This is a genomic window from Paenibacillus phytohabitans (assembly GCF_013141775.1).
GTDB classification, from domain to species: domain Bacteria; phylum Bacillota; class Bacilli; order Paenibacillales; family Paenibacillaceae; genus Paenibacillus_AQ; species Paenibacillus_AQ phytohabitans.
The window spans coordinates 40,988-67,351 of record NZ_WHOB01000048.1; the positions used below are offsets into that span (position 1 = coordinate 40,988).

Below are 26,364 nucleotides of genomic sequence, written 5' to 3' on the forward strand. Positions count from 1 at the left end.
AAAAATATGCACAGCAGGGGGGCTTTTTTTTGCGCGGAAATAAAAACGTTTTTATTGATTTAAACATCTGATTTCTTGATTTGGAGGGGAGAAGAACGTGAATAAAACAGCAGTAGTACCGTCAACTTCAATGCCGCCGAACGCCAAGAAGCCTATGAGGCAGCGGATCAAAGAGTTTGTAATCGATTACAAAAGGCAGTGGGAGATTCAATCGATGATTCTGCCGGGCATTATTTTTATGATTATTTTTTGCTACATACCGATTTACGGTCTGACAATTGCCTTCAAGAACTACACGGTCATAGACACACTATCTTCCGCACCCTGGGTGGGGCTGGATAACTTCAAGATTATTCTGTCTGACGAATACTTCTGGGATGCGGTCGTGAACACGCTGGGCATCAGCTTCCTGAAGCTTGGGATCGGGTTTATCATTCCGATTATTCTCGCCATTATGATTTACGAGCTGAACATGGGCCGCTTCAAAAAATTCGTCCAGACCATCTCCTACCTGCCGCATTTCCTGTCATGGATCGTTCTCGGCGGGATGCTGATCACCTGGTTCTCTACTTCCGGCTTGTTCAATGAGCTGCTGCTGAATCTGGGACTGATCTCGAAGCCGTCCAACATTCTGCTGGATTCCGGCAAGTACTGGTGGATTGCCACGTTGTCCGATATCTGGAAAGAAGCCGGATGGGGCACGATCCTGTATCTGGCCATTATGTCAAAAATCGATCCGACCTACTACGAGGCGGCCAAAATAGATGGAGCCAGCCGGCTCCGGCAAATCTGGAATATCACTCTTCCGAACATGAAGTCGATTATCAGCCTGAATCTGATTCTGACTGTAAGCGGTTTACTCGGTTCTAATCTGGATCAGACGCTGGTCCTCATGAACTCCCAGAACCGGGCCAGAGCGGAGGTCATCAATTCGTATGTATACCGTATGGGGATGACGCAAGGTGACTTCTCGTATGCGACCGCCGTTGGTTTGGGTGTCTCCATCGTATCGGTGATCCTGCTGGTTACGGCCAACAAAATCACCAGTAAGTTAAATGATAATCAATCCGTGTTATAGAAGGAGGCATGTGCTGTGAACCGAAAGGTGGTTAAAGAAGATATCGACAGCCGGATCTTTGACGCGGTCAATATGGTTCTGCTGGTAATCTTCATGGTTATTATTCTCGTTCCCTTATGGAACGTCATTATTTCATCCTTGAGCTCAGGCAAGGCTCTTGCCGAGGGCGGATTTATTTTCTGGTCCAAGGAATTCTCGCTGGAGAATTACCGCGCGGTATTCAATGACAGCAGCATCGGGCAGTCCTTCCTGGTCTCCATCTCCAAAACCTTCGTCGGGGTCTTCACCCATGTGTTCTTCTGCGCCATGATCGGCTACGGTCTCAGCAAAAGATACATCCGCGGCCGCAAGCTGTATGTGGCGATGGGCGTCATTACGATGTTTTTCTCCGGCGGGATGATTCCGACTTACCTGCTCATTAAATCGCTCGGACTCCTGAACAGCTTCTGGGTGTACATCATACCCGCATTATTCAGCTATTACGACGTTGTCATTCTGATGAACTTTTTCCGGAATGTCCCGGATTCGCTTGAAGAATCGGCCAAGATTGACGGCGCAGGCGACTGGCATATTTTCCTGAAAATCTTCATTCCGCTCTCCATGCCCGCTATGGCGACAATCGCTCTGTTCAACGGGGTGGGGCAATGGAACGACTTCATGACAACGAAGCTATATATCACCAATCAGGCGCTCTACCCGCTGCAGATGAAGCTGTATGAGATTATCGTGCAGTCACAGACCCAGTCGATGCAGAACATCGGGGGCTCCGCCGTGATTGAAACCACCACCAAAGGGGTTCAACTAGCAACAATTGTTATTACTACCCTGCCGATTGTTGCGATGTATCCAGTTCTTCAAAGGTACTTTATCTCCGGCATGATGATGGGGGCGGTCAAAGAGTAGAGAAGAAGAGGGGGCGTATTTATCAAAAGAAATCGGTTTCTACATCATATTATAGGAGGTTTATCAATGATTAAGATGAATAAAGTCCTGGGGAATAAGGGTGTTAAGCTCGCGCTGCTGCTGATGGCAGCAATGCTGGTGGTGGCAGGCTGCAGCTCAAACGGCGGTTCGAAGAAGGGCAGCGATGTCTCAATAGAAGACCGCTACACGGTGGACCCGGAAACTCCGGCCTGGCAGCTGGATAAAAAGTCAGAGACTACGGAATTGACCTGGTATGTCAACGCGGACTGGTGGAATACGGACTTCGGCAAGGATGTGGTGACCAAGAAGATCAAAGAGGATCTGAACATCGACATCAAGTTCATTACGGGAGACGACACCAAGCTGAATACGTTCTTCGCGGGTGGCGATATGCCGGATCTGCTGACGATTTTCGACTCGAACTCTCCGGTCGTGCAGAAGGCCGCTACCTGGGCGTTCCCGCTGAATGATCTGGCCGAGAAATATGATCCTTACTTCAACAAGGTTGCTGCGGCCGACACGCTGAACTGGTTCCAACTGAAAGACGGCAAAACTTACGGCTATCCTAACTATTCCAATACACAGGCTGATTATGACAGCGGTAACATCCCGGCCAAAACGGCTTTTGTTATCCGCAAGGATGTCTATGAAGCACTGGGCAGCCCCTCCTTCGGGACCCCGGAAGAATTCAAGAATGTCATGAATCAGATCAAAACACAGTTCCCTGACATGATTCCCTTCGGTTTCAACTCCATTGGGGAAGGCACAGGCTCGCTCGGGGATGTGCTGCAGGATTTCATCGGCGTGCCGCTGGAAACGGAAGACGGCAAGTTCTACAACCGCAATCTGGATGAAGATTATCTGACCTGGCTTAAGACGCTGAATGCCGTATACAGAGACGGGGCGATCAGTGACGACAGCTTTGCCGATGACGGTACAGGCTTTGAGGAGAAAGTAAAATCCGGTAAGTATGCCACGATGCTGCTCGACGGTACTCCACAGCAGGGCGGGAATCTGCAGATCTTCATGAGTGCTAATCCGGGAAAAGAGTACATTGCCATCGATGGTCCACAGAGCACAGTGGGACATCAGCCGACCCTCAATCAATCCGGGATTACCGGCTGGATGATCAGCTATATCACCAAAGACTGCAAGGACCCGGCTAAAGCGATTCAAATCTTCACGTACCTGCTGAGCGAAGAAGGCCAGAAGCTGATGAACTATGGTATTGAAGGCGAGACCTACAAGGCAAATAGCGACGGAACGGTTGAACTGCTGCCGGAAGTGAAGGATCTGCAGCTGAATAATGCGGATAAATTTAAGAAGGATTACCGCATGGGAGAATTTATGTTCTTCGGACATGACCGCCACAAAGCGCTGAGCAAGGATGCCTTCCCTGAATCGATCAAGCAAATGCAGGAATGGGGCCAAGGCAAGCTGAAACCGCATTTCATTCTGGAGAACATCAATCCGGATCAGGGTACGGCCGAAGCACGCGGCCTGACGGCGATTAACACCACCTGGAACACAACAATGGTAAGTATGATCCGTGCCAAGGATGATGCAACCTTTGACAGTACCTTGGCTGATTATAAAGCCTTCCTGGACAAAAACAGCTGGGATAAAATCGTAGAAATCCGCAGCGGGAAGATGCAAGCCAACAAGGAAAAGCTGGGCATTAAATAAGCAAGGCACAAGAAAGGGCCCGCTTTGGGCCCTTTTGTATAAAAAGATGGAGGGATAACACATGCGGGAAATTATCATGTATCAGTCTAACGGAGAAGACGAGCTGTTTGTGGAGCAGTCAGTTGCGCAGCTGCCGCAAATTTCTGCTGATACGGTTACTGCCACAGTTGAGATAGATGCCAGTCATACTTACCAGGAGATGGATGGGTTCGGGGCCTCCTTCACGGATTCGGCCGCCTATCTGATTCATCAGGTGCTTGACGAGGAACAAAGAATGGAAGTAATGAGCAAGCTGTTCCACCCGCAGGAGGGGATAGGGTTGTCCTTCCTGCGGAATCCGATGGGGGCATCGGATTATGCCAGAACGGTCTACAGCTATAACGATCTGCCTGAGAACGAGACCGATCCCGATTTGTCCGGGTTCTCCATAGCCCATGATGAAGCGGATATTATTCCTTTATTGCAGCAGGCGTTGAAGCTGAATCCGGAAATCAAGCTGATGGCTTCACCCTGGAGCGCACCGGGCTGGATGAAGACCAGCGGGTCGATGATTACCGGCCGGTTGAAGCCGGAGCACTATCAGGTGTATGCGGACTATTTCGTCCGCTATATTCAGGACTTCGCGGCTCATGGTCTGCCTACCTATGCCGTCACTGCGCAGAATGAGCCGCTCTATGAACCGCAGCATTATCCGGGCATGCTTATGCTGCCGGAGGAGCAGCTGGAGTTCATCCGCAGGTTTCTGAAGCCAGGCTTCCAGAAGCACGGACTGAATACCAAAATCCTCAGCTACGATCACAACTGGGACCGGCCGGATTATCCGCTGACCGTTCTTGAGCAGGCCGAAGCGGAAGTGGATGGTGTAGCCTGGCACTGGTATGGCGGTGCACCCGCTGCGCAGTCAGAAGTGCTGGCGGCTTATCCCGGCAAAGAGGTACACTTCACCGAAGGCTCGGGCGGGGAATGGATTCCGCCGTTTGAGCAGGCCTTCTCCAATGTAATGCGCACAGGCATTGAGATTCTGCGCAATCACAGCAAGTCGTTCGTGCTGTGGAATATGGCGCTGGATGAACAGAATGGTCCTACCGTTCCCGGCTTCGGCAAGAGTACCTGCCGTGGAGTAGTGACGGTCAACCAGCAGACCAGGGAGCTTACATATACCCTGGATTATTACGCGCTGGCGCATTTCAGCAAAGTCATCCGGCCCAAGGCGCTGCGCATTGCTTCTGCCGCTAGCAATGAGCAAGTACGCTCCGTTGCCTTCCGCAACAGTGACGGATCGTTTGCGGCGGTTTTGTTCAACGATGGGGATACGCAAGAGAATGTAGCTGTGAAGCTGCAAGGGGATGAGGTACTGACCTTCCCCATGGCGCCGAAAAGCGCTGTTTCATTGAAGGTGGACAGCAAATAGGGAATAGACTCGCGCTGGCTTCGGCAACATGCGTATATTGAAAGCAGAGAAAGGACAGGGACGCCTGTCCTTTTTTTATTGGCACAGCCTGCGTTAAGATATAGGCAATAAAGAAGCCTCATATGAAGAAGGAGCGACTCATCCAGTGAATATAACCAAGCTTTGTTTCATCGGGGCAGGCTTCCATGCCGCCACGAATATATATCCGGCGGCAGTGGAAGCGAAAGCGGACATTAAGGCTGTTGCGACCCGCAGTCTGGAGCGTTCGGCGGCCGCTCTTCAGCGTTTTGGGAGCAGCGGTACACCGTACGGGGATTATAGAGCTATGCTCCAGAATGAAGATTGTGACGGGGTAGTTGTGATTGCCCAGCCCGGGGATCAGCCTTCGCTTGTGCTGGACTGCATCCGGGCCGGCAAAAATGTCTATGTAGACAAACCGCTGGGCTGGAATGCAGCGGAGGCGCTTGAGATGGCAGAGGCTGCGGAGGAAGCAGGGGTTGTTCTGATGGTGGGCTTTATGAAACGCTACGCTCCGGTTTATCAGAAACTTAAAGCACTTATTGAGGATGCAAGTATGGGTGCCGCCAGATCTTTTCAGGCGAAGTTTGCCGTGGACAGTACACCCTTCTGCAAGGATGAGGAACAGTTCATCAAACTGGCGGCCATTCATATGGTCGACCTGATCCGTTATTTGTTCGGAGAGGCTGTTCAGGTGTCTGGCATGTCGGGCAGCAGCGGGGAGTATATCTCGCAGAGTCTCTCCATAAAGTTTGCCAGCGGAGTGGTGGGCAGCCTGTATTTCACCGGTATGAGCGCCTGGTCCAGGGAGAGCGAGAGTGTGCTGGTTACCTTCGACCAGGGGTTTGCCCTTGCCGATGAGCTTAACACGCTCACGATCCACAGATCGTACTCCGGCAGTTCGCTGCCGTGGCAATCGCTGGAGGAGCAGGATACCGTACTGACACCTTCGGCTTCGGCGATGTCCGGCGGTCTTAGAGATCTGTACCTCCGCGGGTTTGTAGGAGAAATGGAGCATTTCATGGACTGCTGCCGGGAGGGACAAGCTCCGCTCTCCAACGGACGGGATAATGTACAGACGATGGAATTATGCGATCTGATCTTATCGGCACTGGCTTAAGCTGAACGGGTTAGATGAATAAACAAAGGGATGTCCCGGCCATTTAGTTGGCGGAGGACATCCCTTTTTGATAGGCTTCACCTGGATAAGCAGCTGTGTTACTTGGCTCCCGAACTGCTGAAGATATCAGTGATCTCATCCAGCAGCCTGTCCAGTGTAATCGGGTCGTCGAAGTTGTACTTGCTGTCGAAGGTGTAGACACGGCCTTCTTTGACGGCAGGAATAGCTTTCCATAAGCCGCTATCTGTAAGTGCCGTCTGTCTCGCTACGGTTTCGCTGCTGTTGTCGGTCAGAATGAACATGTGTGTGCCGATATACTGCGTCAGCACCTCGTCGGAGATGTTCGCGAACCGTTCGTCGGCATCAATCAGCTTCTGGACACCTTCTGTAGGTTTGAATCCGAGTTGTCCGTACAGCGTTTCGTTCAGGCCTTTGTTGCCCATGATATACAGGTCAGAGCCCAGGACAAGCAGGGAGGTAGCGGTTTCGCCTTCTGTTAAGTTCAGCTGTTCCTTCACAGCAGCAACCTTCGCCTTGTAAGCATCGAACCAGGTATCCGCCTCTGCAGTACGTCCGAACAATTCAGCTAACTGGCGCACGCGTTCTTCCGTGGGGAAGGTGCCGTCAAGACCAACCACTACGGTCGGTGCGATTTGGCTTAACGCCTCAATCCCGGTCTCATCCCAGTCGTCAAAGATGATCAGGTCCGGTGATAAGGCCAGAATCTTCTCTGGAGAGAACGGATACCCGATATCTTCAATGCCTTCGAGCAGATCAGGGTAGGCAACCTGCGTCCCGATGACACTAAGCGAGGCTCCTATAGGCTTCACTCCAAGCGCCAGCAGGTCGCCGGGATTGCTGCCGACATATACAATGTGCTGCGGATCGGCCGGAATTTCAACCTCTCTCTTTTTATAATCCGTGTATAGCCGTGTTGTAGCTGCAGCGGGCTCTGTTGCCGCCGGAGTGGCAGCCGGTGCTTCGGTAGCAGCTGCCGTTGCAGCCGTAGAAGCCGGAGCTGCGTTATTTCTGTTGTTCGATTGTCCGCAGGAGGACAGAATCAACGTGAGGAGCAGAAGGGTTAAAGGGAAAAATATCTTTTTTGTGCTTAGCATGGATGACGCTCCTTTATGATAGTTTGTTATGTAACTAGCCCCTCCCGCTATTTACAACGGAGTTGAATGGTCCGCAGAGGCAGGGGGAAAGGTTGGAGGTAAGAGCAGCCGGTCCTCAACTGTGAAATTGTCCTTACACCTAAATGAATATGATAATCATTATCACTAGATTATATTTTATTATAATAGAGAGGAACAGCAAGGTTGTCAATCCTCAAAGAAACTCTTATAAGCAACAGCTCGATCAAAATCAATATAAATAAAATCCCCTACATCATTTTGAAGATGCAGGGGATGATTTTTGATTGAGATCATTTAGCTTTAACTATATAGATTGAACTTGAAAATATACTAAAAAGGGAAAAGTGGCGGAGGAGAATTTTGGAACTGTAGGAGCGTCAGCGTCCGCCTTTGTCTGCGGATTTCCACCGCGAACAGCGGGTTAAATTCAAGAAATCTGCAGACGGGCAGCGGCCGGAGGGCCAAATATTCTCTGGAGTCACGGTAATCCCTATAGAAAAAATACAAGTTCAATCTATATAGATGAATAATATCATATAGCTACTGCACCGGTTGAGAATGCTGATCCTTCTTATATTCATTCGGCGGCAGGCCGACCTCCTGCTTGAACAGCTTGGAGAAGTAGGAGTAGTTAGTGTAGCCTACCTTGTTCGCAATGGTATAGACGGAATGGTGGGTCGTTTCGAGCAGATGCTTGGCGGCGGCGATACGGACCTGAATGACATAGCTGCCTAAGGAGATGCCGGTCTCCTTCTTGTACAGCCGGGCCAGATAATCCGGATTCAGGTAGACGATCTCCGCCAGATCGCCCCGGGTCAGATCATCGCCGTAATGGGTATGGATGTATTGCTTGATCTCTTCGGCTATCGACTGGGGCTGCGAGGTGAAGTCGCGGTATTTCATCGCCGTGCTGACCAGATAGTTCAGGTATTCCTCCATATCCTCAATGGATGCCAGTGAGTGCAGCAGCAGCTGGTCATGGGTTTTGCCGGTGTATAATTTGTGAACCTGAATGCCCTTCATTTTGAGGAAGGAGTAGACGAGCTGTACGATATCAAGCCGGAACAGGCTGAGGACAGAGGTGTCCAGCGCCCGGCCCCGGAGCATCCCCCGCAGGTATCCGGTCACCTCGGCCAGAAAAGCGGAAAGGTTGTTCTGGCTGAGCAGCTCCTCCAGCTGCGTCAGATCCGGCGGAAGATAGGCGTTTTTGCTATGCTGCAGATAGGTCTCCACCAGGAAGGTATGATTCCGGCTGCGGGTGATCTCCTCGTCCATCGTCAGCGCAGCTTTAAAGATATTGCCGACCTCGCCAAGTTCACCGGCTAAGCCGATGGTGCAGCAGGCGTCACATTTCAAATACGGATTGGCTTTTTGGATAAACGAACTGCACAGCTCTTCCAGCAGGTGAAGCTCAGGTGCCCTGTTCCATTTCAGAATGGCGATCCAGTTCGATTCCTTATATTCAAGAATGCTCTCGATCGAGAAAAGCGGGCTCCCCAACAGCTCATACAGCACATTCAGGAGCGCGAAATCAAACAGGTACTTCTCTTCCTTGCCCATGCTGCCGTTATGGGGGAAGAGATTGAAGAGCACAGGCTGGATGATCTCATTCATCTGATAGCTCAGATTCTGCTCCTCCATGGCATGGAAGATAGCAGAGGTCCGGATGGGGAAGGCCGTGCTGTCATTGACCAGCTTGCGCCAGAAGTGCTCAAGAATTTTCGCCTGATTCTTTTGCCAGAAATGCCCCTCCTGAATGGCTTTCTCGTTATGCTGCTGCTCTCTGGCACGGGCAATCGCTTTCTGGATAATCAGCATCAGCTTGTCGAATTCGATCGGCTTCAGGAAATACTCGAAGCTCTGCAGCTCAATCGCCTTCTGGGCATAGTTGAAATCGGCATAGTTGGTCAGCAGGATCGTCTGGATCCTGTATTGCCGTTCTCTGATCCAGGCCAGCAGCTCCAGCCCGCTCCCCTGCGGCATCTCGATATCGGAGATGAGAATCTGCACAGAATGGTTCTCCAGGATGTCCTGGGCCTGCGAGACATTATTCGCGGTGAATACAGTTTCGATCTGAAGCAGCGCCCAGTCAATTCTCTTCTGCAGCGCGGCAATTACATAGTAGTCATCATCAACCAGCAAAATATTCATAAGAGTTGCTCCGTTCCTGTTGAGAGTTCCGGCAGATCCGGGAGGCAAAGGGTGATGCATGCGCCGCCTTCTGCGGGATTGGAAAAGCTGACGGTTGCTCTGCTTAAATATAAGTATTCCAGCCGTTTAAGCGTATTCATAATGCCGATCTGGTTGCCTTTGGACTGGTCCAGCGGCTTACCCTGCACAAGCTTATCCAGCACCTCTGCGGGGAATCCGGGACCGGTGTCGGAAATCTGGATCACGGTCATTTCTTCATCCTCTACTCTGCGGCGTTTCACAGTAAGCCGGATCTGCATCTCGTTAGCTCTGGAGATCGCGTATTTGACAGAATTCTCGATAAAGGTCTGCAGCACCAGCGGAGGGATCTTCATGTCCGTGGTCTGCGCTTCCTGTTCAATCTGATAGATGAAGGCGTCGCGGTAGCGGCTTTTCTGGATATCGAGGTAGATCCGCACATGCTCAATCTCATCCGCAAGCAGGACAAAGTCCTCGCTGCCTTGAAAAATATATCTGAAATATTTCGAGGTGGACATCGCCATCTGCTCAATCTCCTCGTACATTTGAATCTGCGCCATGCTGTAGATGCTGGTCAGGCAGTTCAGGAAGAAATGCGGCTTGATCTGCTGCTTCATGAAGTCCAGCTGGATATTTTGCTTCTCCAGTTCCTGCTCGTACATGGCGATTTTGTAATTGCGGATCTGTTCGACCAAATCCTTGAACTGCGCGCTGGCCTCTTCCAGCTCGATGATTTTGCTGCTTTTGAACCCGGCAGGCTGGCCGTCTTCATTAAGGTGCGTCAGACTCTCCGAGAAGCTCTGGATCGGTCCGAGCACCCTGCGGTTGAAGAACAGCATTACGGCGCAGAGCGTAGAGGTGACCATGAAGAAGAGCAGCATGATGAGCAGCTGGGCGATCATTATTTTCTCAAAAGCCCCGAATTTGATCACCATCTTGGCGCTGAAGGCCGTACCTGAGAATTCGCTCTTAATGATGGTACGGGACTGGAACAGGTTCCGGATGCCCGTCTCTTCCTGCAGAGGCTTGCCGCTGTTCGTAACCAGGGTGGATAGGTCTGTCCCGTTCTCATCAACAAGTGAAGCGTAGCCGTTCGCGCCCAGATTAATCTGGCGGAGCGGGGTAATGAGATTATCGGCCGAGATCATCCCGATGAAATAACGGTTGTGGTACGGAACAATGTTGATAATGTAATATTTACCGTTCACGAGTATAGGGGTCCAGCGGGAATAGAACTTCTCATACACCTCTTTATCATCGATAAAAGAAATAATCTGCTTCTTCAGCTCCCGGTAGACGGTATAATCGATGCTGATGGGGGCGCAATTCAGGAAGAAGGACTGGTTTTTTAGATAGTAGAAGAAGTTATATTCCTGACCGTAATTCTTCTGCAGCTCCGTGAACCTTTTATGCAGATCCTCGTTTGAATTAATGAACTCCTTGCTGGTCTTGTCGTGGGCATTCATCATATTCAGGCTCTCATCGTTCGCGAGCGTCCAGCCCATATAATGATTAATGTAGGCAAAATCATGATTAATCCGGTTGATATACAAATCGGCGGTATCCTGCAAATACCGGGTGGACTGCTGCTTGACGATGGAAATGGAAGCAATGCTGATGACAAGATCCAGAATAAGCACAATGAATGAAATCAGAATCGTGACTTTTACATAATGGCGTATCGGGTAGGGTTTGTTTCTTGCCGGTTTTTTGGCCATAGTTGTCTGGTGAAGTCCTTTCCTGTATGTCCGTTTCCGGACGTACTACTTGCGAGTAGGTAACACAGTCATTATAAAACCCCGGGATCAAAAAAACATGGGGAAATCCCGGCTTTTCACCCCAAAGTCCGGATACAGCAAGTAAAAGTCTGAATAGCGTCATGAAAACTGCCTGAAACCGGGGGCTGGCTTCCCTAAATAATGTAAGCGGATGCATAGGTCCGAATAACAGGGCGTTATTGTCCGGAATGCGGAGAAGCAAGAAGGTATCATTAGGGATGTCAAAAGGATCTAATACACCGAAACGGGGGATTATGAATGGTTAAACAGAATAGGAAACCGGTGGCCAAGAAGTGGGCTATCTCACTAATGGCGGCAGCGATGCTTGTCGGACTGGCCGGATGCGGCGGCGGCAACAAGGAGAATAACACGGCGGCTGTAGACACGGACAGCTTCAATAAAGAAGGCCTGCCGATCGTCAAGGAGCCGGTAACGCTTAAGGTACTGACGGTACGCTGGGGCAGCATGGGGGATACCTTCACCAAGAACCAATGGCTGATTGATCTCGAGAAGAATACCAATGTCAAAATCGACTGGCAGGTCATGTCCTCCAATGACTGGGCAGAGCAGAAATCCATTCTGCTGGCCAGCGGCACCTTGCCGGATGTCGTGCTGGGCGATCAGACCTTCACCGACTCCGATATCGTGAACAATCTCAGCTATTTCCGTCCGCTGGATGATTATATTGATCAGTACATGCCTAATCTCAAGGCCGCGATGGAAGAAACGCCGGATATGAAGAAGATCAGCACCTTCCCGGACGGTAAAATCTACTCCATGCCGACCCGCCTGCCTTCGCGTCCGAAGAGCTCACGCCAGCCGGTCATCAACAAAACCTGGCTCGACAAGCTGGGCCTGAAGGTTCCGGAAACGATTGACGAGCTCTACACTGTGCTCAAAGCCTTCAAGGAGCAGGACCCGAACGGAAACGGCAAAGCGGATGAAATTCCGTATATCGAAGTAAGCAATGATATGATCAGTCCGTTTGGAATTGCCGATCTGAATACCAACAACATGTTGGTTAAAGACGGCAAGGCTGTGTATTACCCGATAACGGAGGAGTACAAGGAAGGCATGAAATGGGAGAATAAGCTGTATTCCGAAGGTCTGCTCGACAAAGAGCTGTTCACCCAGGACGCAACGATGATCTCGGCCAAGTTCCAGAACCCGGATGCGCCGATCGTCGGCTTCACCTACCAGTGGACACCGGATGCCGTATTCGGCAAATGGAGTGACCAGTATGTAACGATTCCGCCGGTTGCCGGACCGGATGGTAACCGCTACACCATCGGCAATCCGATCGGGATGAGCCTGAACCGCAACGAGCTGCTGATCACTTCTTCCTGCAAAACACCGGAGATTGCCGCACGCTGGGCGGACCAGTTCTACACGAATGAAGCGAGCATCCAGAACTTCTGGGGTGCGATTGGAACGGTTATCCAGAAGAATGATAACGACACCTATACGCTGATGGACCCTCCAAGCGGAACCAGCGCAGATGCCTGGTACTGGGATCAGTCCCTGCGGGACTTCGGACCGAAATATGTAAGCCCGTCCTTCGAACAGAAGATCGTGCTTAACCCGGAAGCGGGTGACGGTCTTAAGCTGGAGCTCGACAAGCTGGGCAGTGAATATGTAACTACACCGTTCCCTAACGTAATGTACACCTCCGAGGAGTTCGAAGAGCTTCCAACGTTGACCACGGATATTGATACTTATGTGAACACCATGCGTGCACAGTTTATCAGCAAAGGGGATATCGACGGGAACTGGGATGCTTATGTGAAGAAGCTGAACGATATGGGTCTGGATAAGCTGGTGAAGATCCGCACGGATGCATACGGACGTTACAACAGCGTGAAATAAAGACCATTGCTCTAAAGATTCCACTGATCCGCGGAAGGAGGCTTCTACAATGACGGTTACGATGAAAAAAGTCGCCCGGAGAGCGGGAGTCTCCATCTCCACGGTCTCCCGGGTGCTGTCCGGCCGGCCCGTGGTCAGGGAGGAAGTCTCCCGCAAGGTGAAGCAGGTGATGGAGGAGCTGGGGTATACGCCGAATATCATCGCGAAGAGCCTGGTGTCGAAGTCAGCCCGCTGCTTCTGCATTCTGCTGCCGGGACCTTCAGAGCAGGCCATCTTAGGCCTGATGTTCATGGAGACTATACGCGGAATTATAGCGGAGGCGGGCCGCTTAGGATATGACACGATCATCTGTTCAGGTGCGGATGAGCAGGAGGAACTGAAGGCCGTCTCCGGTCTCTTGAAGGGGCACCGCGCAGACGGAGTCATTCTGCTGCCATCCAGCGGGGAAGAGGCTGTGATGGGGTATTTGCAGAGCAGCGGCTACCCTTTTGTCCTGGCAGGCCGCTGCGGCGGTGATGAAGGGATCATAAGTGCGGGTATACAGCAGAATATGGCTGATTTTGAGGCTGCACAGCAGCTGGTCAGGGCCGGATATGAGCTGGGCACTCTTGCTGTCCGGACATTAACCGGGAAGATCAGGCTTCCGGAGCATCTCAAGGTAAGCAGAATCGTGTAACCAATAGGAGTGTAAGTATGGCTAAATTAACGGAAGTAACCCTGCGGAACCAAGTGGTCTATTCCATCTATGTGCGCAATCACAGCGAAGAAGGAACCTTCAAGGCAGTAGAGAAGGACCTGGAGCGCATCAAGGAGCTTGGTGTGGATATCATCTGGCTGCTGCCGGTGCATCCGATTGGCCTTGCGGCCCGCAAGGGCGGGCTCGGCAGTCCTTATGCCAATCAGGATTACCGGGAGATTAATCCGGAGCTTGGCACTCTGGCGGATTTCCGGAGTCTGACGGAGGCCATTCACAGGCTCGGGATGAAATGCATCATTGATGTGGTCTATAACCATACCTCGCCCGATTCCTGGCTGGCAGCGCACCATCCTGAATTCTTCTACAGAACTCCGGAAGGCAAGCTCGGTAACCGTGTAGGCGACTGGGGAGACATTGTGGATCTGGACTATAACAATCAGGAGCTGTGGGATTATCAGATCGAATCGCTGATAATGTGGGCGGGCATGGTAGACGGCTTCCGCTGTGATGTGGCTCCGTTGCTGCCGCTGGACTTCTGGCTGCGCGCCAGGGAAGAAGTGGCTGCGGTCAATCCCGGCTGTCTGTGGCTCGCCGAATCGATCGAACCGGACTTCACGATGCATCTCCGTTCAAGAGGAATGGTCAGTCTATCCGACAGCGAGGTGCTTCAGGCGTTTGATGCCTGCTATGACTATGATGTGTACCCGTATTTCACGGGGTATCTGAACGGCAGCGTTACGCTGGGCAGCTATGTCGAGAAGATCAACGCGCAGGAATATATCTATCCGGGCAACTATGTGAAGCTGCGGTTTCTGGAGAACCATGACCGGCCGCGGGCCAAGGCACTGTTCCCGGAGGAGAATGAGCTGATCAACTGGACAGCGTTCATGTATTTCCAGAAGGGAATGCCGCTGATCTACGGCGGGCAGGAGACGGAGAATGAGGTCTGTCCCGATCTGTTCGACAAGAATACCGTTAACTGGAATACGGGCAAGGATCTGTCTTGGCTGTTCAAGGCACTGTATCCCATTAAGCACACAGCAATTATGGCCCATGGTGTCTGCCAGTTTACGGCACATGAAGAAGACGGAATTGTCTGCGGCATGCATACCTGGGGAGAGCAGAAGCTGGCAGGTGTGTTCAGCCTGAGAGGCAGGCAGGGAGATGTGGAGCTGGAGCTTCCGGATGGAGCGTATGTCAATTTGATTGACGGCAGCGCGGTAACCGTGGCCGAGGGCAGATTGCACTGCAGCAGCCGGCCGGTGATCATCGAAGCATGAAATAAGCAGTAGGAGCAAGCTTCAGGCTGCCTTTTGATAAAATGCCGTCCCGCACCGATGTCTGTTGCAGGGCGGTATTTTTGTTGACGAAGGGAAAGTCCCTTTGATCCCGCCAGAGGTGGGCGGAAAGAAGAAAATAAAGGGATAAATCCCTTTAATCCCGCCAGAAGTGGGCGGGAAGAAGGAAATAAAGGGATAAATCCCTTTAATCTCGCCGGAAGTAGGCGGAACGAGGGGAATAAAGGGATAAATCCCTTTAATCCCGCCGGAAGTGGGCGGGAAGAGGAAAATAAAGGGATAAGTCCCGTTAATCCCGCTGGAAGTAGGCGGGAAGAGGGGAATAAAGGGATAAATCCCTTTAATCCCACCGGAAGTGGGCGGGAAGAAGGAAATAAAGGGATAAATCCCTTTAATCCCGCCAGAAGTAGGCGGAAAGAGGGAAATAAAGGGATAAATCCCTTTAAATCCGCCAGAAGTGGGCGGGAAGAGGGAAATAAAGGGATAAGTCCCTTTAAATGCGCCGGGAACGCTGGATGGGTTAAGCCTAATTCGTGGTAGCTGCCGGATTTGCCTTCCGGGTGATTTCGTACTCCGGCAATTATCCGAAATATGGGTTTATGCCCCAAAAGTCCGGATAACGTTAGCGGAGGTCTGCATACCGTCCGGTTTAGTGTCTCCCGGGTAACGGACCGCGCGAAGCTCTCTCCTGCGGACAACGAAAGTCCGGTTTACGCTGGTAGGAGGTCCGGCTGGCGCGGCGGGGGGCAGGTATACTGAATGAAAATATAGATAAGCGTATGCTACCGGAGCGGGTTTTGCCGAAGTCGATCATGAAGCTTATGCTAACAAACTCAAACTTTTAGGAGGGGTCACAATGAAATCCGGTCAGTCCAGTCCGGCAGCAGCCATCGGACAGATCAAACGAAATTGGGGACTGTATTTATTGCTGCTTCCCGCAGTTGTGCTTACGTTATTGTTCGCATACAAACCGATGTACGGGGTGCTCATCGCCTTCAAGAATTACAGTCCGGCGCTGGGGATTGACGGCAGTCCGTGGGCGGGATTCAAGTATTTTGACAAGTTCTTCAATTCCTATCAATTCTCGAACACGATTAAGAATACGCTGATTATCAGTGTGTACAGCCTGATCACCTTCCCGATCCCGATTATCCTTGCGCTAATGGTCAATCAGATGCGGCCGAACCGGTTCAGACGTTTTTTCCAGACCGTGTCGTATATGCCGCATTTCATCTCCACAGTCGTAATGGTGGGCCTGATGATGATCCTGCTCTCGCCAAGCACCGGGCTGGTCGGTAATCTGTACAGCCTGTTCGGCGGGGAGGCTCCCGATCTGATGGGCTCGACCTCGCTATTCAGCAGTGTGTATGTCTGGTCGGATGTGTGGCAGCATGTCGGCTGGGACAGCATTATTTTCATTGCCGCGCTCTCGTCGGTCGATCCGAGCCTGTACGAAGCTGCTACGGTGGATGGGGCCAGCCGCTGGAATAAAGTCCGTTATATCGATATCCCGATGCTGATGCCGACGGCAATCACGCTGCTGATTCTGCGGGTGGGCGGCCTGCTCGGCGTAGGATTTGAGAAGGTCTATCTGATGCAGAATGATCTGAACATCACCTCCAGTGAGATTCTGTCCACCTATGTCTACAAAATCGGTCTGCTCAGCAGCCAATACAGCTTCTCGTCGGCCATCAACCTGTTCAATACGGTCATCAACTTTATTCTGCTGATCATGGTGAACCAGCTTTCCAAAAAACTTAGTGAAAACAGCCTGTGGTAGAAGGGGGAGCAGCACAATGGGAGTACTAGAGCCTGCAGCCAGCAAGAGAACTGGTAAAATCAAAAATAACCGGTCCTCGGATTCGGTAATGGAAATTATTATGTATGTTATCGCCGTCCTGTTTCTGATCATCCTGATCTATCCGCTGTATTTCATCGTTATTGCTTCATTCAGTGATCCGTCTGCGGTGGCGGGCGGCAAGGTCTGGCTGTTCCCGAGGGGGTTCACGCTTGACGGTTATCAGGAGCTGCTGCGGCATAAAAACATCTGGATCGGCTACCGGAATACCATCCTCTACACGGTGGTGGGGACGGCCATCGGTCTGGTTGTGAATATATCGGCCGCCTACGCGCTGTCCAGAAAAGATCTGGCGGGACGCAAAATCCTCTCGCTGTTCTTCATCTTCACCATGTTCTTCAACGGCGGGCTGATTCCGACCTTCCTGACGATCCGGGACTTCCACATGTATGATACCTTCCTGGTTATGGTGCTGCCGTTCTCGGTCGGCGTCTACAATATTATCGTAGCCCGGACCTTCTTCCAGACGAGCCTTCCCGGAGATCTGTGGGAGGCGGCGCAGATTGACGGCTGCGGGAATCTGCGTTATTTCCTGCAGATTGTGCTGCCGCTGTCCAAAGCGATTATTGCCGTGCTCGGCTTATGGATTGCCGTCGGATATTGGAACTCCTATTTCAATGCATTGATTTATCTGAAGAATCCGAACATGTATCCGCTGCAGCTGATTCTCCGTAACATTCTGATTACCAATCAGATGCAGTCCGGCATGGGCAGTGGTGAAGCGGCACAGATTGCGCTGCGTCTGGCTAATATGATGCGCTATTCCGTTATTATCATTGCTACCGTTCCCATTATGTGTGTGTATCCGTTCGTTCAGAAGTATTTCAATCAAGGCGTCATGATCGGTGCCGTGAAGGAATAGACAGATTGCTTATCTACGCAGAAATGAGGTTTATCGATGAATACAACAACTCAAGAGCTGCTGCCGTTGCCGGAACATTTACGGTTTGCATCTGAACCAGCCGCAAGTGCGGGTGCAGTCATTCAAGGTGACTGCTACCGGTTCACGGTGCTTACTCCGGCGCTGATCCGGATGGAATACAGTCCTGAGGGAGGCTTCGAAGACCGGGCGACCCAAATGGTGATGAACCGTAAGTTCCCGGTTCCTGACTTCCGGGTGACCGATCTCGGGAACAGGCTTGAAATTATGACGGACCGCCTGCAGCTTACTTATGACAAAGCGCCCTTCTCCCGGCATGGGCTGAGTGTGAAGGTGAGGAATGAATCCGGACATTTGCTGAGCGTCTGGCACTATGGTGATGAGGTGCAGGATCTCGGCGGTACCGCGCGCACGCTGGATAATGCTGACGGTGCCATTCCGCTGGAGCCGGGACTGCTGTCGCTTGCCGGGTATACGGTGGTTGATGACAGCCGTTCTCTGCTCCTGGAGGCAGACGGCACGGTGCAGCAGCGGGAGCAGGACGGACTGGATCTGTATTTGTTCGGCTATGGCCATGAATACCTGAAGTGCCTGAAGGATTTCTACCGGCTGTGCGGCAGCACTCCGCTGCTGCCCCGCTATGCGCTGGGCAACTGGTGGAGCCGGTATTACCGGTATTCAGAGGAAGAATACATGTCGCTGATCGAACGCTTCGGACAGGAGCAGCTTCCGTTCTCGGTGGCTGTAATGGACATGGACTGGCATCTGGTCGATATTGATCCGAAGTACGGCAGCGGCTGGACCGGCTACACCTGGAACCGGGAGCTGTTCCCGGACCCGCAGCGTTTCCTGGACTGGCTGCATGGCAGGGGCTTGCGCGTAACGCTGAATGTCCATCCCGCTGACGGGGTACGGTCCTTCGAGGAGCCGTATCTGGCAATTGCGGCGGAGCTGGGCATGGACCCGGAGCAAGGGGAGGCAGTGGAGTTTGATATTACCGATCCGGAGTTCCTGCAGGCTTACTTCAAGTTCCTGCATCATCCGCTGGAGGAAGAGGGCGTGGACTTCTGGTGGATCGACTGGCAGCAGGGCGGGATCACCAGGGTTCCGGGCCTTGATCCGCTGTGGATGCTGAACCACTATCATTACCTGGACAGCGGCCGGCGGGGTAAGCGGCGGCTTACCTTCTCGCGTTATGCAGGTCTTGGCAGCCACCGTTATCCGGTAGGGTTCTCCGGCGACACGATCATCACCTGGGAGTCGCTGGACTTCCAGCCGTATTTCACGGCAACGGCGTCCAATAGCGGGTATGGCTGGTGGAGTCATGATATCGGCGGCCATATGGGCGGGTATCTGGATGATGAGCTGGCACTGCGCTGGGTGCAGTTCGGCGTATTCTCCCCGCTGCTGAGGCTGCACAGCTCAGCCAGTCCGTTCAACAGCAAAGAGCCATGGCGGTTCAATCGAATTGCCGGGGAGGCTATGAAGGATTCCCTGCGTCTGCGGCACCGTCTGCTGCCTTATCTGTATACGATGAACCGTTATGCCAGCCGGGAAGGGTCTCCGCTGGTACAGCCGATGTATTACCATCATGCAGAGCAGCGGGAAGCTTACGGGGTGCCTAATCAGTATTATTTCGGCACGGAGCTGATCGCTTGCCCGATTACCCAGCCTGTACATTCCAAGACAGGCGTGGCGGAGTTCAAGGCCTGGCTGCCGGAAGGGCTATGGACCGACTTCTTCAGCGGAAGAGTGTATGACGGCGGCAGAAGGCTGTCCTTGTACCGCACGCTGGAGCAGATTCCGGTGCTGGCGAAAGCGGGGGCCATCGTGCCGATGGCCGATCTGAGCGAGCATACATCAGCGGTAGACAATCCGCAGCAGCTGGAGGTACGGGTGTTCGCCGGAGCGGACGGCCAGTTCCAGCTCTGGGAGGACGCAGGTGACACTGCGGAAGACCTGGACGGGAACTGGTGTGTTACCGGGATGGCCCTGGCATGGGGACAAGCCGGACAGTCGACGGTCTTTACCATCCAGCCTGCGCAGGGCAATACTGCGGTGGTGCCGGAGCGGCGGAGCTGGAAGCTGGTCTTCATGGGTTGTGCAGAGACGGATGTGACAGTCCAGGCTGGAGGAGGAGCAGCGGTTGCGGCCGAAACCAAGTATGATGAGGCTTCGCATACCTTGACCGTGACTGTGCCGGAGCTGGAGGTGACTGAGGAGCTGACGGTAACGCTCACTACGGCGCGGGTTGCGGTGAACCGGGTGGAGGAGGAGGTATTTGCGCTGCTAAACCGTGCGCAGATCCGGTTCGATCATAAGGAACAAATCTACCGGCTGGTGAAGGAGAGCTCAGGTCCTGCGGCGACGCTTGCCGCGCTGGCTTCGCTGGAGCTGGAGCCGGCGCTGTATGGTGCGATATGTGAGATTGTGACGGCCCGGCTGTAAGCGGGCTGCGTCTCCGGAACTGAAGCGCGGAGTATAATGTGAAGCGCGAAATGTGGAGCATGGAACATGAGGAATGAACATGAGCGTGAGCATGAACATGAGCGTGAGCATGAACATGAGCATGAACATGAGCATGAACATGAGTATTGAGCATAAGCATTCAGCATGAACATAAGTATGAGTATGAGTATGAGTATGAGTATGAGTATGAGTATGAGTATGAGTATGAGTATGAGTATGAGTATGAACATGAACATTAAGCATGGAGCGTTCAGTGTTGTCCCCCTGCGAATTCCCCGTCTGCATAAACGGGGAATTCGCAGGGGGACTTTTTGAAGCCGGGCAGGTAGAGCATTCAGGATGGAGAATTAGATTCTGATTGGGTGGATACGAAAATTCTAACAGTTTCTAGCGGATATCAGCGGCCTTATCGTAAGGTGCACCTGTTACGGACTGAGGAGATCCTATTTCCTCGAAAAGCACCGTTTTTCTGTGCTAACGGACTCAGATGCAGCTATTTGCCAGGATTCACCTGAAATCGGCTCCGTGGCGAGGCAATAAGCGCGCTGGAGTCCGTTAGCCTGGCGAATCGTGCCCAGGACTGAAAATAAGCGCGGTACAGTCCGCAAGAGAACAGGTGAAAGACCTAAGCAAGCCAGAAGCAAGCCAGAAGTAAGCCGGAGACAAGTCAGAAGCAAGCGATATGTATTCCAAGGAGATTAAGGCCTAACCTCCTCCACATACCCGGCATCCGTCCCGGCATCCTCTCCATCCTCATGGATTCCCTTCAAATGGCTGTTGAAGAAATCCAGCACAAGCTGATTCACAATTTCGTTGCTTCGCCCGCCGTCAATGCTGCCCGTCATTCCGGTGTACTTCAGCAGGCTTGAATAGAGCTGCAGATCTGTAAAGTTGAAGTGTGCTGTGCCTTTGATATAGAGCTTGCCGCCCCCGCTTAGCCTGGCGTTATTCATTATTTTTTCCTCGGCATCGATATCCGGATCTGCAATCTGCTTCTTCCGGTTATAGTAATCCTCCGATTCTATGAACAAAAACGGTTTACCCCGGGACGGACCTGTGAGGGTATACAAGCTTCCATCCAGATCGATTCCGGCTTTAAGCTCAGGAATGGAGAACATCGCCTCGTACGCAGCCGCTCCACCGAAGGAGTGTCCTGCTATCCCAATGTGATCAGTATCTATGTAATCTGCGAATTGCTGCTTCAATTGGCTGAGGACAAAGCGGTTATCGTCGTTCCATACATTGCCCAGCTGCGTTCCTGTTGCTATGAAATGATCACTGCTTAAAGACTCGCTGAACCCGGTAACTGTCCCGTCTGGAAATAAAGTAGCCGCTGTACTGTAGGTATGATCTACTGCCGCTACAATATAACCGTTCGCTGCCAGGTTCTCTGCAAGTGCGGTATGCAGCAGGCTGGAGGTGCCGTTACCATGATTGATCAGGATCAGCGGATAAGGTCCTTCTGAGCGCAGCCAGTCCACATTAGGATAAGCATTCGTATGAATGTACTGCCAATAATCCAGGGAGAATGATGGGATGCCCAATGATCCGGCAAAAGCGGACGTCAGCTTCCGGTTGCTTGGTCTATCTCCATGCAGCAAAGGTGCGGTCTGGCGATCATTCTTTGCCGCTGCCGGATACCATACATAAACCATCAGCTCCCGCGAATCCCCGGGGTCAGGTGTCTGAGGTTCCGGCCGGCTGCTGTCGGTGAGATGTAGAGTCTGGATACCAACGGCATATGGTCCTGCCGGATCGGGGAACTTCACAACCGGAATCGTGGAAGACAGTACTGCCGAGCCGATCACCATAAGTATACCTGTTGCAGTACCTGCAACTACACAGCATCGTTTCAGCGAGCGGAATGCAGATTCCCCGGTTTTTTGGCCAGCGGATAACAGCTTCTGCGAGCGGCCTCTGATTATGCCTGCCATGCGGAGGATCATGCCAAGCAGCACCATTACATACACACCCGCCATTTGCCAGCGGTACCCTTCGATCCAAAGCTGTGCCGCGCACAATATAATACTAATAGCAGATAATACCAATTTTACCTTGAGAAACAACTTGCCTGACACGAAGCTGAACATTAATAATAATGCTGACATGGTCAAAATAATCTCCAATACTCTCATATGTACCTCCTATATTTATATCCACAGTAAGACCGCATGCTGCGTACCTTCAGCCTCTCTAAAGTGTACAGACTGAAGGTTAAACTCAGGTATCTGCCGGGTTTAAATTTGGGTTAAAAGGTTCCTTCGGTCAGGCACATCCCACGAAATCAGCGCCAAAGGGCGGCACAGGCCGCTGTAAAATGATAGAATAGTAGTCATAGTCTTTGACGGGGAGTGAATTTCTTATGAAAAAGATTGCTGCCGGATTCATTGCCGGGGCGATACTGATGGTGGGTGCGCAGGCGCTTGGCGCTTCGGCAACGCTGGTGGGAAAGGCAATTCAGGCGGAGTATACCGTGAAGGTGTATGGCAAGAAGCTGGCCGATCCGGCTATCGTAATTGACGGCAAAAGCTATGCGCCCGTACGCGCAATCGGTGAATTAGCCGGGTTCAAGGTTTCTGTAGAGGGCAAAACGATCAGCCTGGAGGAGAAAACGGGAGCGGATTCTTCCTCAAGCGATAAAAATACCATTGTGGGTCCTGTGCCGATTGTAACGCCTGATCCCGCCTTAACCGTGACCAAGAGCAAAATTGAAGTCATCGACACTAAAATTGATACTGCTGTCAATAATATTCTGGCCACCAGCAGCCTGCTGAAAGCGAGTCCGGACAGCGCTGACTTGAAGCTGAAGCTGGAACAGTACAAAGCGGAATACGCTGACCTGCTGAAGCAAAAGGATCTGGAGCTGCAGAAATAAGCAGGAGCACGCACAAAGTAACAGCAGCAGGATGCCCCTTACAGCCGTGAATGAAATGAATCATGGCTGCGGCGCATCCTGTTTGGCGTGCATGGACCTAAGAACAGATAGAACAGCCAACCTGCGATATTCTCAGCACCGTATTGTCTGGCCTGATCCGGCATGCTATATTTTGACGGTAAAAGCAATCCAGCTTCGCAGAAAGGAATCAGCCTATGATGAAGCGGACAAGTCTCCGGGTCCGGCTCCTGGTCATCATGATTTGCCTGACCACATTGCCGGTGCTCACTGTTACCACCATTGCCACGTACAATACGCGGCAATCCGTGGAGAAGGAAATGATCAATGCGAATAACTCCCGGATGCAGTGGGCGGATCAGTATCTGGATGAGCTGATTGAACAGCTGGATACCCTGTTCTACACCCTGCAGATTAACCCGCAGCTTATGGCGGGGCTAACGGGTACGGACAGCCCGGACATTAGTGTCCAGTACCGTTCGCTGAACAATATCCGCGAAGCCATAACCTCGCAGTTCTATACGAACTCCCGGAAGGTAGACGAGCTGACACTGTACATGCATGACCAATTGAAAGCCATTTCCGTTGACTTCGTGAATAGTGGAAGCGTTTCCCCGCTGGATATCGGTGAGGGCCCCTGGAGCCGGCTGCCCTACGGGCCGGTCAATATGTATTTCAAGCAGAACGGCAGCGGCATCTATGCCTATCACGGCATTAACCGGTTCGAGGATCACCGGCTGCTCGGAGGCATCGGCGTGCGGATCAACCGGGAGGTATGGGAGGAGGTCAGCCATATTCTCCAGTCCGAAGACGAGAGCTCGGTCTTCCTGCTGAATGATGAGGGAGAGCTGCTCTCCGGCTCGAGCATTTCCGAGAGCTCCGGTGATATCGGCAGGCGGCTGCAGAGCCTTGCCGTCTCTGAGCATGAACTGGAATTCAGGCAGGAGGACGGCTATTTCTTCTTCATGAAAAAAGTGGCCGACGGCCAGCTTACCGTTGTGAAAGCCATTCCCTTATCCACTGTCGCTAAGAGCGCACGGCCTACGATTGCTGCCGGTTTTCTGACCGGAGGCTTGTTCATGATTGCCTCCATTCTGCTGTCCATCCTGTTCTCGCTGCGCATTACCCGCCCGATTGTCAGTCTGGCGGTGTCGATGCGCAAGGCGCATGTAAGCAACTTCGAACAGCACTCGGTGCAGAGCCGTGATGAGATCGGGCTGCTGGAGCGCGGCTACAACTCGATGATGGAGCGGATCCGGGAGCTGATTGAGGTGGAATACCGGCAGGAGATCGAGGTCAAGAATGCCCAGCTCCTCGCTCTTCAGGCCCAGATCAATCCGCATTTCCTGAACAATACGCTCCAGCTGATCGGGGGGATGGCTTTGTCGAGGAATGCCGATGATATTTATAACATCACCCGGGTGATTGGCGACCTGCTGCGTTATTCGATCAGCAATGAAGGCGGGCTGGTGAAGCTGGAGGAAGAGCTTAAGCATGTGCGCAATTATGTGTTTATTCAGGAGAACCGCTTCCTGGGACGCTGCAGCGTGGTGATTGAGGCGGATGAGTTCTCCCGGGCCAGCCTGCTGCCGCGCTTCACGCTGCAGCCGCTGGTGGAGAACGCTTTTGAGCATGGGCTGCAGCCGCAGCGCGGGCACTGGAGGCTGCTGATCCGGATCCGGACCGTCGGCAGCCGCACCGTATTCATGGTTAAGGACGAAGGCGTCGGCATGACGCCGGAGCGGCTGGAGGAGATCCGTGCGGCACTCCGGGGGAATGTCACGATGCTGGCCGATCCCGGGGCGGGAGAGCTTCCCCGGCGGAGAAAGGGCATCGGCCTGCACAATGTCCATTCGCGGCTTGTGCTGCAATTTGGAGAGAAATATGGAATGCGTATATACAGCAAGGCCGGGGCGGGAACACTGGTTGTGATCCAGTGGCCTGCGGCCGCAGAGGGGGGAGAGCGGAATGCTGAAGGTTCTGATTATTGACGATGAGCCCTGGTCCAGACAGGTCGTGAAGTCGCTCGGCGCCTGGGAAGAACACGGAATGCAGGTGATCGGCGAAGCGGAGGACGGAATCGAAGGACTTGAGCTGGTGGAGAAGCTTCATCCGGGGCTCGTAATTACCGATATGCGGATGCCCGGACTGGACGGGGTAGAACTGCTGGAAAGGCTGAAGCATCAGTACCCTGAGGTGCAGATTATTGTGATGAGCGGATATGATGACTTCGTCTACCTGAAGCAGGCGATCCGCTCGAAGGCGGTTGAATATCTGCTGAAGCCGGTGGACCGGGCAGAGCTGAATAACGTGCTCTCAGAGTGCGCGAAGGAGCGGGAACGGCAGCGCTTAACCGGATCACCGCTGATGCTCATGGATCAGCCGCTGATGGAGCGTTATCTCGCCTACCGCCAGCGGATCTATGATCAGCTGCTGGCGCTGAACAAGCCGGCGGCAAGAGAAGAGCTGGAGAAGCTGGGGCGGGAGCTGGAACGCTCGGTGCCGCAGCATCAGCTGGAAGCAATGATCGAGCGGACTGCACGTGATCTGCTGCTGCTGGCCGGTGAAGCCGCGAAGACAAACGGGGGTGTGACGGCAGCGGATGCGCCGGATACGCCCGATAGACCTGATAAGCCATGGCCGTCGGTTCAGGCCATGGTGGCGGGGCTCGGGGATCACTTCACAGAGCTGATCAACACGCTTCTGGAGCAGCGCAAGAACCGCGTTAAGCTTGATCTGGCGGAGGTTGAGGACTATATCCGGAATCATTACCTGGAGCAGGTGTCGCTGGAGGGCATCGCCGCACATTTCCTGGTGACGAAGGAGCATCTCAGCCGCGCTTTCAAGGCCGCAACGGGAGATACGGTACTCGACCGGATTACCCGGCTGAGAATGGAGCGGGCCAGAGAGCTGATCGCAGGGCGTGACATGCCGATCAAGGAGGCTGCCGGACTCTGCGGGTACGAGGATCTGGCATACTTTTACCGTGTCTTCAAGAAGCACTACGGCATTACCCCCGGAGAGCTGCGGAGCGAGAAGTGAATTTTGCGGATGATAAATAAAAATGAAAGCGTATCAATATA

18 protein-coding genes are annotated in these 26,364 nt (G+C 52.6%); 14 read left to right on the forward strand and 4 right to left on the reverse strand.

The genetic code is table 11. From position 1 onward, the window contains the following. Positions 1-97 precede the first annotated feature (97 nt). The 5 genes from GC101_RS16610 to GC101_RS16630 all read left to right on the forward strand — a co-directional run bounded on the left by GC101_RS16610 (position 98) and on the right by GC101_RS16630 (position 6,237). Positions 98-1,078 carry an ABC transporter permease gene (locus GC101_RS16610; protein WP_343049728.1) on the forward strand — a complete coding sequence of 327 codons (981 nt, stop codon included), beginning with the start codon at positions 98-100 and terminating at the stop codon, positions 1,076-1,078. A gap of 15 nt (positions 1,079-1,093) precedes the next feature. Further along, positions 1,094-1,981 (forward strand): ABC transporter permease subunit, encoded by an 888-nt coding sequence (locus GC101_RS16615; protein ID WP_171718142.1) that lies wholly within the window; start codon positions 1,094-1,096, stop codon positions 1,979-1,981. A gap of 66 nt (positions 1,982-2,047) precedes the next feature. Beyond that, complete coding sequence (locus GC101_RS16620) at positions 2,048-3,688, forward strand: type 2 periplasmic-binding domain-containing protein (RefSeq protein WP_171718143.1); 1,641 nt, start codon at positions 2,048-2,050, stop codon at positions 3,686-3,688. 61 nt (positions 3,689-3,749) lie between these two features. Then, a complete protein-coding gene (locus GC101_RS16625) occupies positions 3,750-5,099 on the forward strand; it encodes a glycoside hydrolase family 30 protein (protein WP_171718144.1) in 1,350 nt (449 codons plus the stop codon). Between the two features lie 145 nt (positions 5,100-5,244). After that, positions 5,245-6,237, forward strand: coding sequence for a Gfo/Idh/MocA family oxidoreductase (locus GC101_RS16630; RefSeq protein ID WP_171718145.1), 993 nt, complete (start codon positions 5,245-5,247; stop codon positions 6,235-6,237). Positions 6,238-6,335: 98 nt separating this feature from the next. On the opposite strand, the gene GC101_RS16635 is transcribed toward GC101_RS16630, so the two are convergent. The 3 genes from GC101_RS16635 to GC101_RS16645 form a co-directional block, all read right to left on the reverse strand. Continuing rightward, entirely contained in the window at positions 6,336-7,352 is a 1,017-nt protein-coding gene (locus GC101_RS16635; protein ID WP_171718146.1) for an ABC transporter substrate-binding protein, read from the reverse strand. 561 nt (positions 7,353-7,913) lie between these two features. Continuing rightward, a complete protein-coding gene (locus GC101_RS16640; protein ID WP_171718147.1) occupies positions 7,914-9,524 on the reverse strand; it encodes a response regulator in 1,611 nt (536 codons plus the stop codon). Next, positions 9,521-11,260, reverse strand: a complete 1,740-nt coding sequence (locus GC101_RS16645) for a sensor histidine kinase (RefSeq protein WP_171718148.1) — start codon at positions 11,258-11,260, stop codon at positions 9,521-9,523. Before GC101_RS16645 ends, GC101_RS16640 begins: the two co-directional genes overlap by 4 nt. 318 nt (positions 11,261-11,578) lie before the next feature. On the opposite strand from GC101_RS16645, the gene GC101_RS16650 reads away from it, so the two are divergent. From GC101_RS16650 to GC101_RS16675, 6 genes are all read left to right on the forward strand, one after another. After that, positions 11,579-13,186, forward strand: coding sequence for an extracellular solute-binding protein (locus tag GC101_RS16650; protein WP_171718149.1), 1,608 nt, complete (start codon positions 11,579-11,581; stop codon positions 13,184-13,186). 49 nt (positions 13,187-13,235) lie between these two features. After that, entirely contained in the window at positions 13,236-13,862 is a 627-nt protein-coding gene (locus tag GC101_RS16655) for a LacI family DNA-binding transcriptional regulator (RefSeq protein WP_171718150.1), read from the forward strand. A 17-nt stretch (positions 13,863-13,879) separates the two neighbouring features. After that, on the forward strand, positions 13,880-15,163 hold the full coding sequence (locus GC101_RS16660; protein WP_171718151.1) for an alpha-amylase family glycosyl hydrolase: 1,284 nt from the start codon (positions 13,880-13,882) through the stop codon (positions 15,161-15,163). An 874-nt stretch (positions 15,164-16,037) separates the two neighbouring features. Next, positions 16,038-16,961: an ABC transporter permease gene (locus GC101_RS16665; protein ID WP_042238062.1), complete on the forward strand. Its 924-nt coding sequence runs from the start codon at positions 16,038-16,040 to the stop codon at positions 16,959-16,961. 16 nt (positions 16,962-16,977) lie between these two features. Further along, positions 16,978-17,901, forward strand: coding sequence for a carbohydrate ABC transporter permease (locus GC101_RS16670; protein ID WP_171718152.1), 924 nt, complete (start codon positions 16,978-16,980; stop codon positions 17,899-17,901). 36 nt (positions 17,902-17,937) lie between these two features. After that, on the forward strand, positions 17,938-20,367 hold the full coding sequence (locus GC101_RS16675) for a glycoside hydrolase family 31 protein (RefSeq protein ID WP_171718153.1): 2,430 nt from the start codon (positions 17,938-17,940) through the stop codon (positions 20,365-20,367). Between the two features lie 719 nt (positions 20,368-21,086). On the opposite strand, the gene GC101_RS16680 is transcribed toward GC101_RS16675, so the two are convergent. After that, on the reverse strand, positions 21,087-22,523 hold the full coding sequence (locus GC101_RS16680; protein ID WP_171718154.1) for an alpha/beta hydrolase family protein: 1,437 nt from the start codon (positions 22,521-22,523) through the stop codon (positions 21,087-21,089). Between the two features lie 227 nt (positions 22,524-22,750). Here GC101_RS16680 and GC101_RS16685 point away from each other — a divergent pair, with 227 nt between their 5' ends. The 3 genes from GC101_RS16685 (at position 22,751) to GC101_RS16695 (ending at position 26,323) form a co-directional block, all read left to right on the forward strand. Continuing rightward, positions 22,751-23,263 (forward strand): stalk domain-containing protein, encoded by a 513-nt coding sequence (locus GC101_RS16685; protein WP_171718155.1) that lies wholly within the window; start codon positions 22,751-22,753, stop codon positions 23,261-23,263. Positions 23,264-23,478: 215 nt separating this feature from the next. After that, entirely contained in the window at positions 23,479-25,272 is a 1,794-nt protein-coding gene (locus tag GC101_RS16690) for a sensor histidine kinase (protein ID WP_171718156.1), read from the forward strand. After that, positions 25,250-26,323, forward strand: a complete 1,074-nt coding sequence (locus GC101_RS16695; RefSeq protein WP_171718157.1) for a response regulator transcription factor — start codon at positions 25,250-25,252, stop codon at positions 26,321-26,323. The genes GC101_RS16690 and GC101_RS16695 overlap by 23 nt, the downstream gene beginning before the upstream one ends. The last annotated feature ends 41 nt before the right edge of the window (positions 26,324-26,364 follow it).

Bases quoted from the DNA above. Each gene is read 5' to 3' on its own strand.
- GC101_RS16690 (WP_171718156.1), top strand. From the start codon at position 23,479: ATGATGAAGCGGACAAGTCTCCGGGTCCGGCTCCTGGTCATCATGATT.
- GC101_RS16620 (WP_171718143.1), top strand. From the start codon at position 2,048: ATGATTAAGATGAATAAAGTCCTGGGGAATAAGGGTGTTAAGCTCGCG.
- GC101_RS16685 (WP_171718155.1), top strand. From the start codon at position 22,751: ATGAAAAAGATTGCTGCCGGATTCATTGCCGGGGCGATACTGATGGTG.
- GC101_RS16660 (WP_171718151.1), top strand. From the start codon at position 13,880: ATGGCTAAATTAACGGAAGTAACCCTGCGGAACCAAGTGGTCTATTCC.
- GC101_RS16680 (WP_171718154.1), bottom strand. From the start codon at position 22,523: ATGAGAGTATTGGAGATTATTTTGACCATGTCAGCATTATTATTAATG.
- GC101_RS16665 (WP_042238062.1), top strand. From the start codon at position 16,038: ATGAAATCCGGTCAGTCCAGTCCGGCAGCAGCCATCGGACAGATCAAA.
- GC101_RS16650 (WP_171718149.1), top strand. From the start codon at position 11,579: ATGGTTAAACAGAATAGGAAACCGGTGGCCAAGAAGTGGGCTATCTCA.
- GC101_RS16675 (WP_171718153.1), top strand. From the start codon at position 17,938: ATGAATACAACAACTCAAGAGCTGCTGCCGTTGCCGGAACATTTACGG.
- GC101_RS16625 (WP_171718144.1), top strand. From the start codon at position 3,750: ATGCGGGAAATTATCATGTATCAGTCTAACGGAGAAGACGAGCTGTTT.
- GC101_RS16670 (WP_171718152.1), top strand. From the start codon at position 16,978: ATGGGAGTACTAGAGCCTGCAGCCAGCAAGAGAACTGGTAAAATCAAA.
- GC101_RS16640 (WP_171718147.1), bottom strand. From the start codon at position 9,524: ATGAATATTTTGCTGGTTGATGATGACTACTATGTAATTGCCGCGCTG.
- GC101_RS16645 (WP_171718148.1), bottom strand. From the start codon at position 11,260: ATGGCCAAAAAACCGGCAAGAAACAAACCCTACCCGATACGCCATTAT.
- GC101_RS16655 (WP_171718150.1), top strand. From the start codon at position 13,236: ATGACGGTTACGATGAAAAAAGTCGCCCGGAGAGCGGGAGTCTCCATC.
- GC101_RS16635 (WP_171718146.1), bottom strand. From the start codon at position 7,352: ATGCTAAGCACAAAAAAGATATTTTTCCCTTTAACCCTTCTGCTCCTC.
- GC101_RS16695 (WP_171718157.1), top strand. From the start codon at position 25,250: ATGCTGAAGGTTCTGATTATTGACGATGAGCCCTGGTCCAGACAGGTC.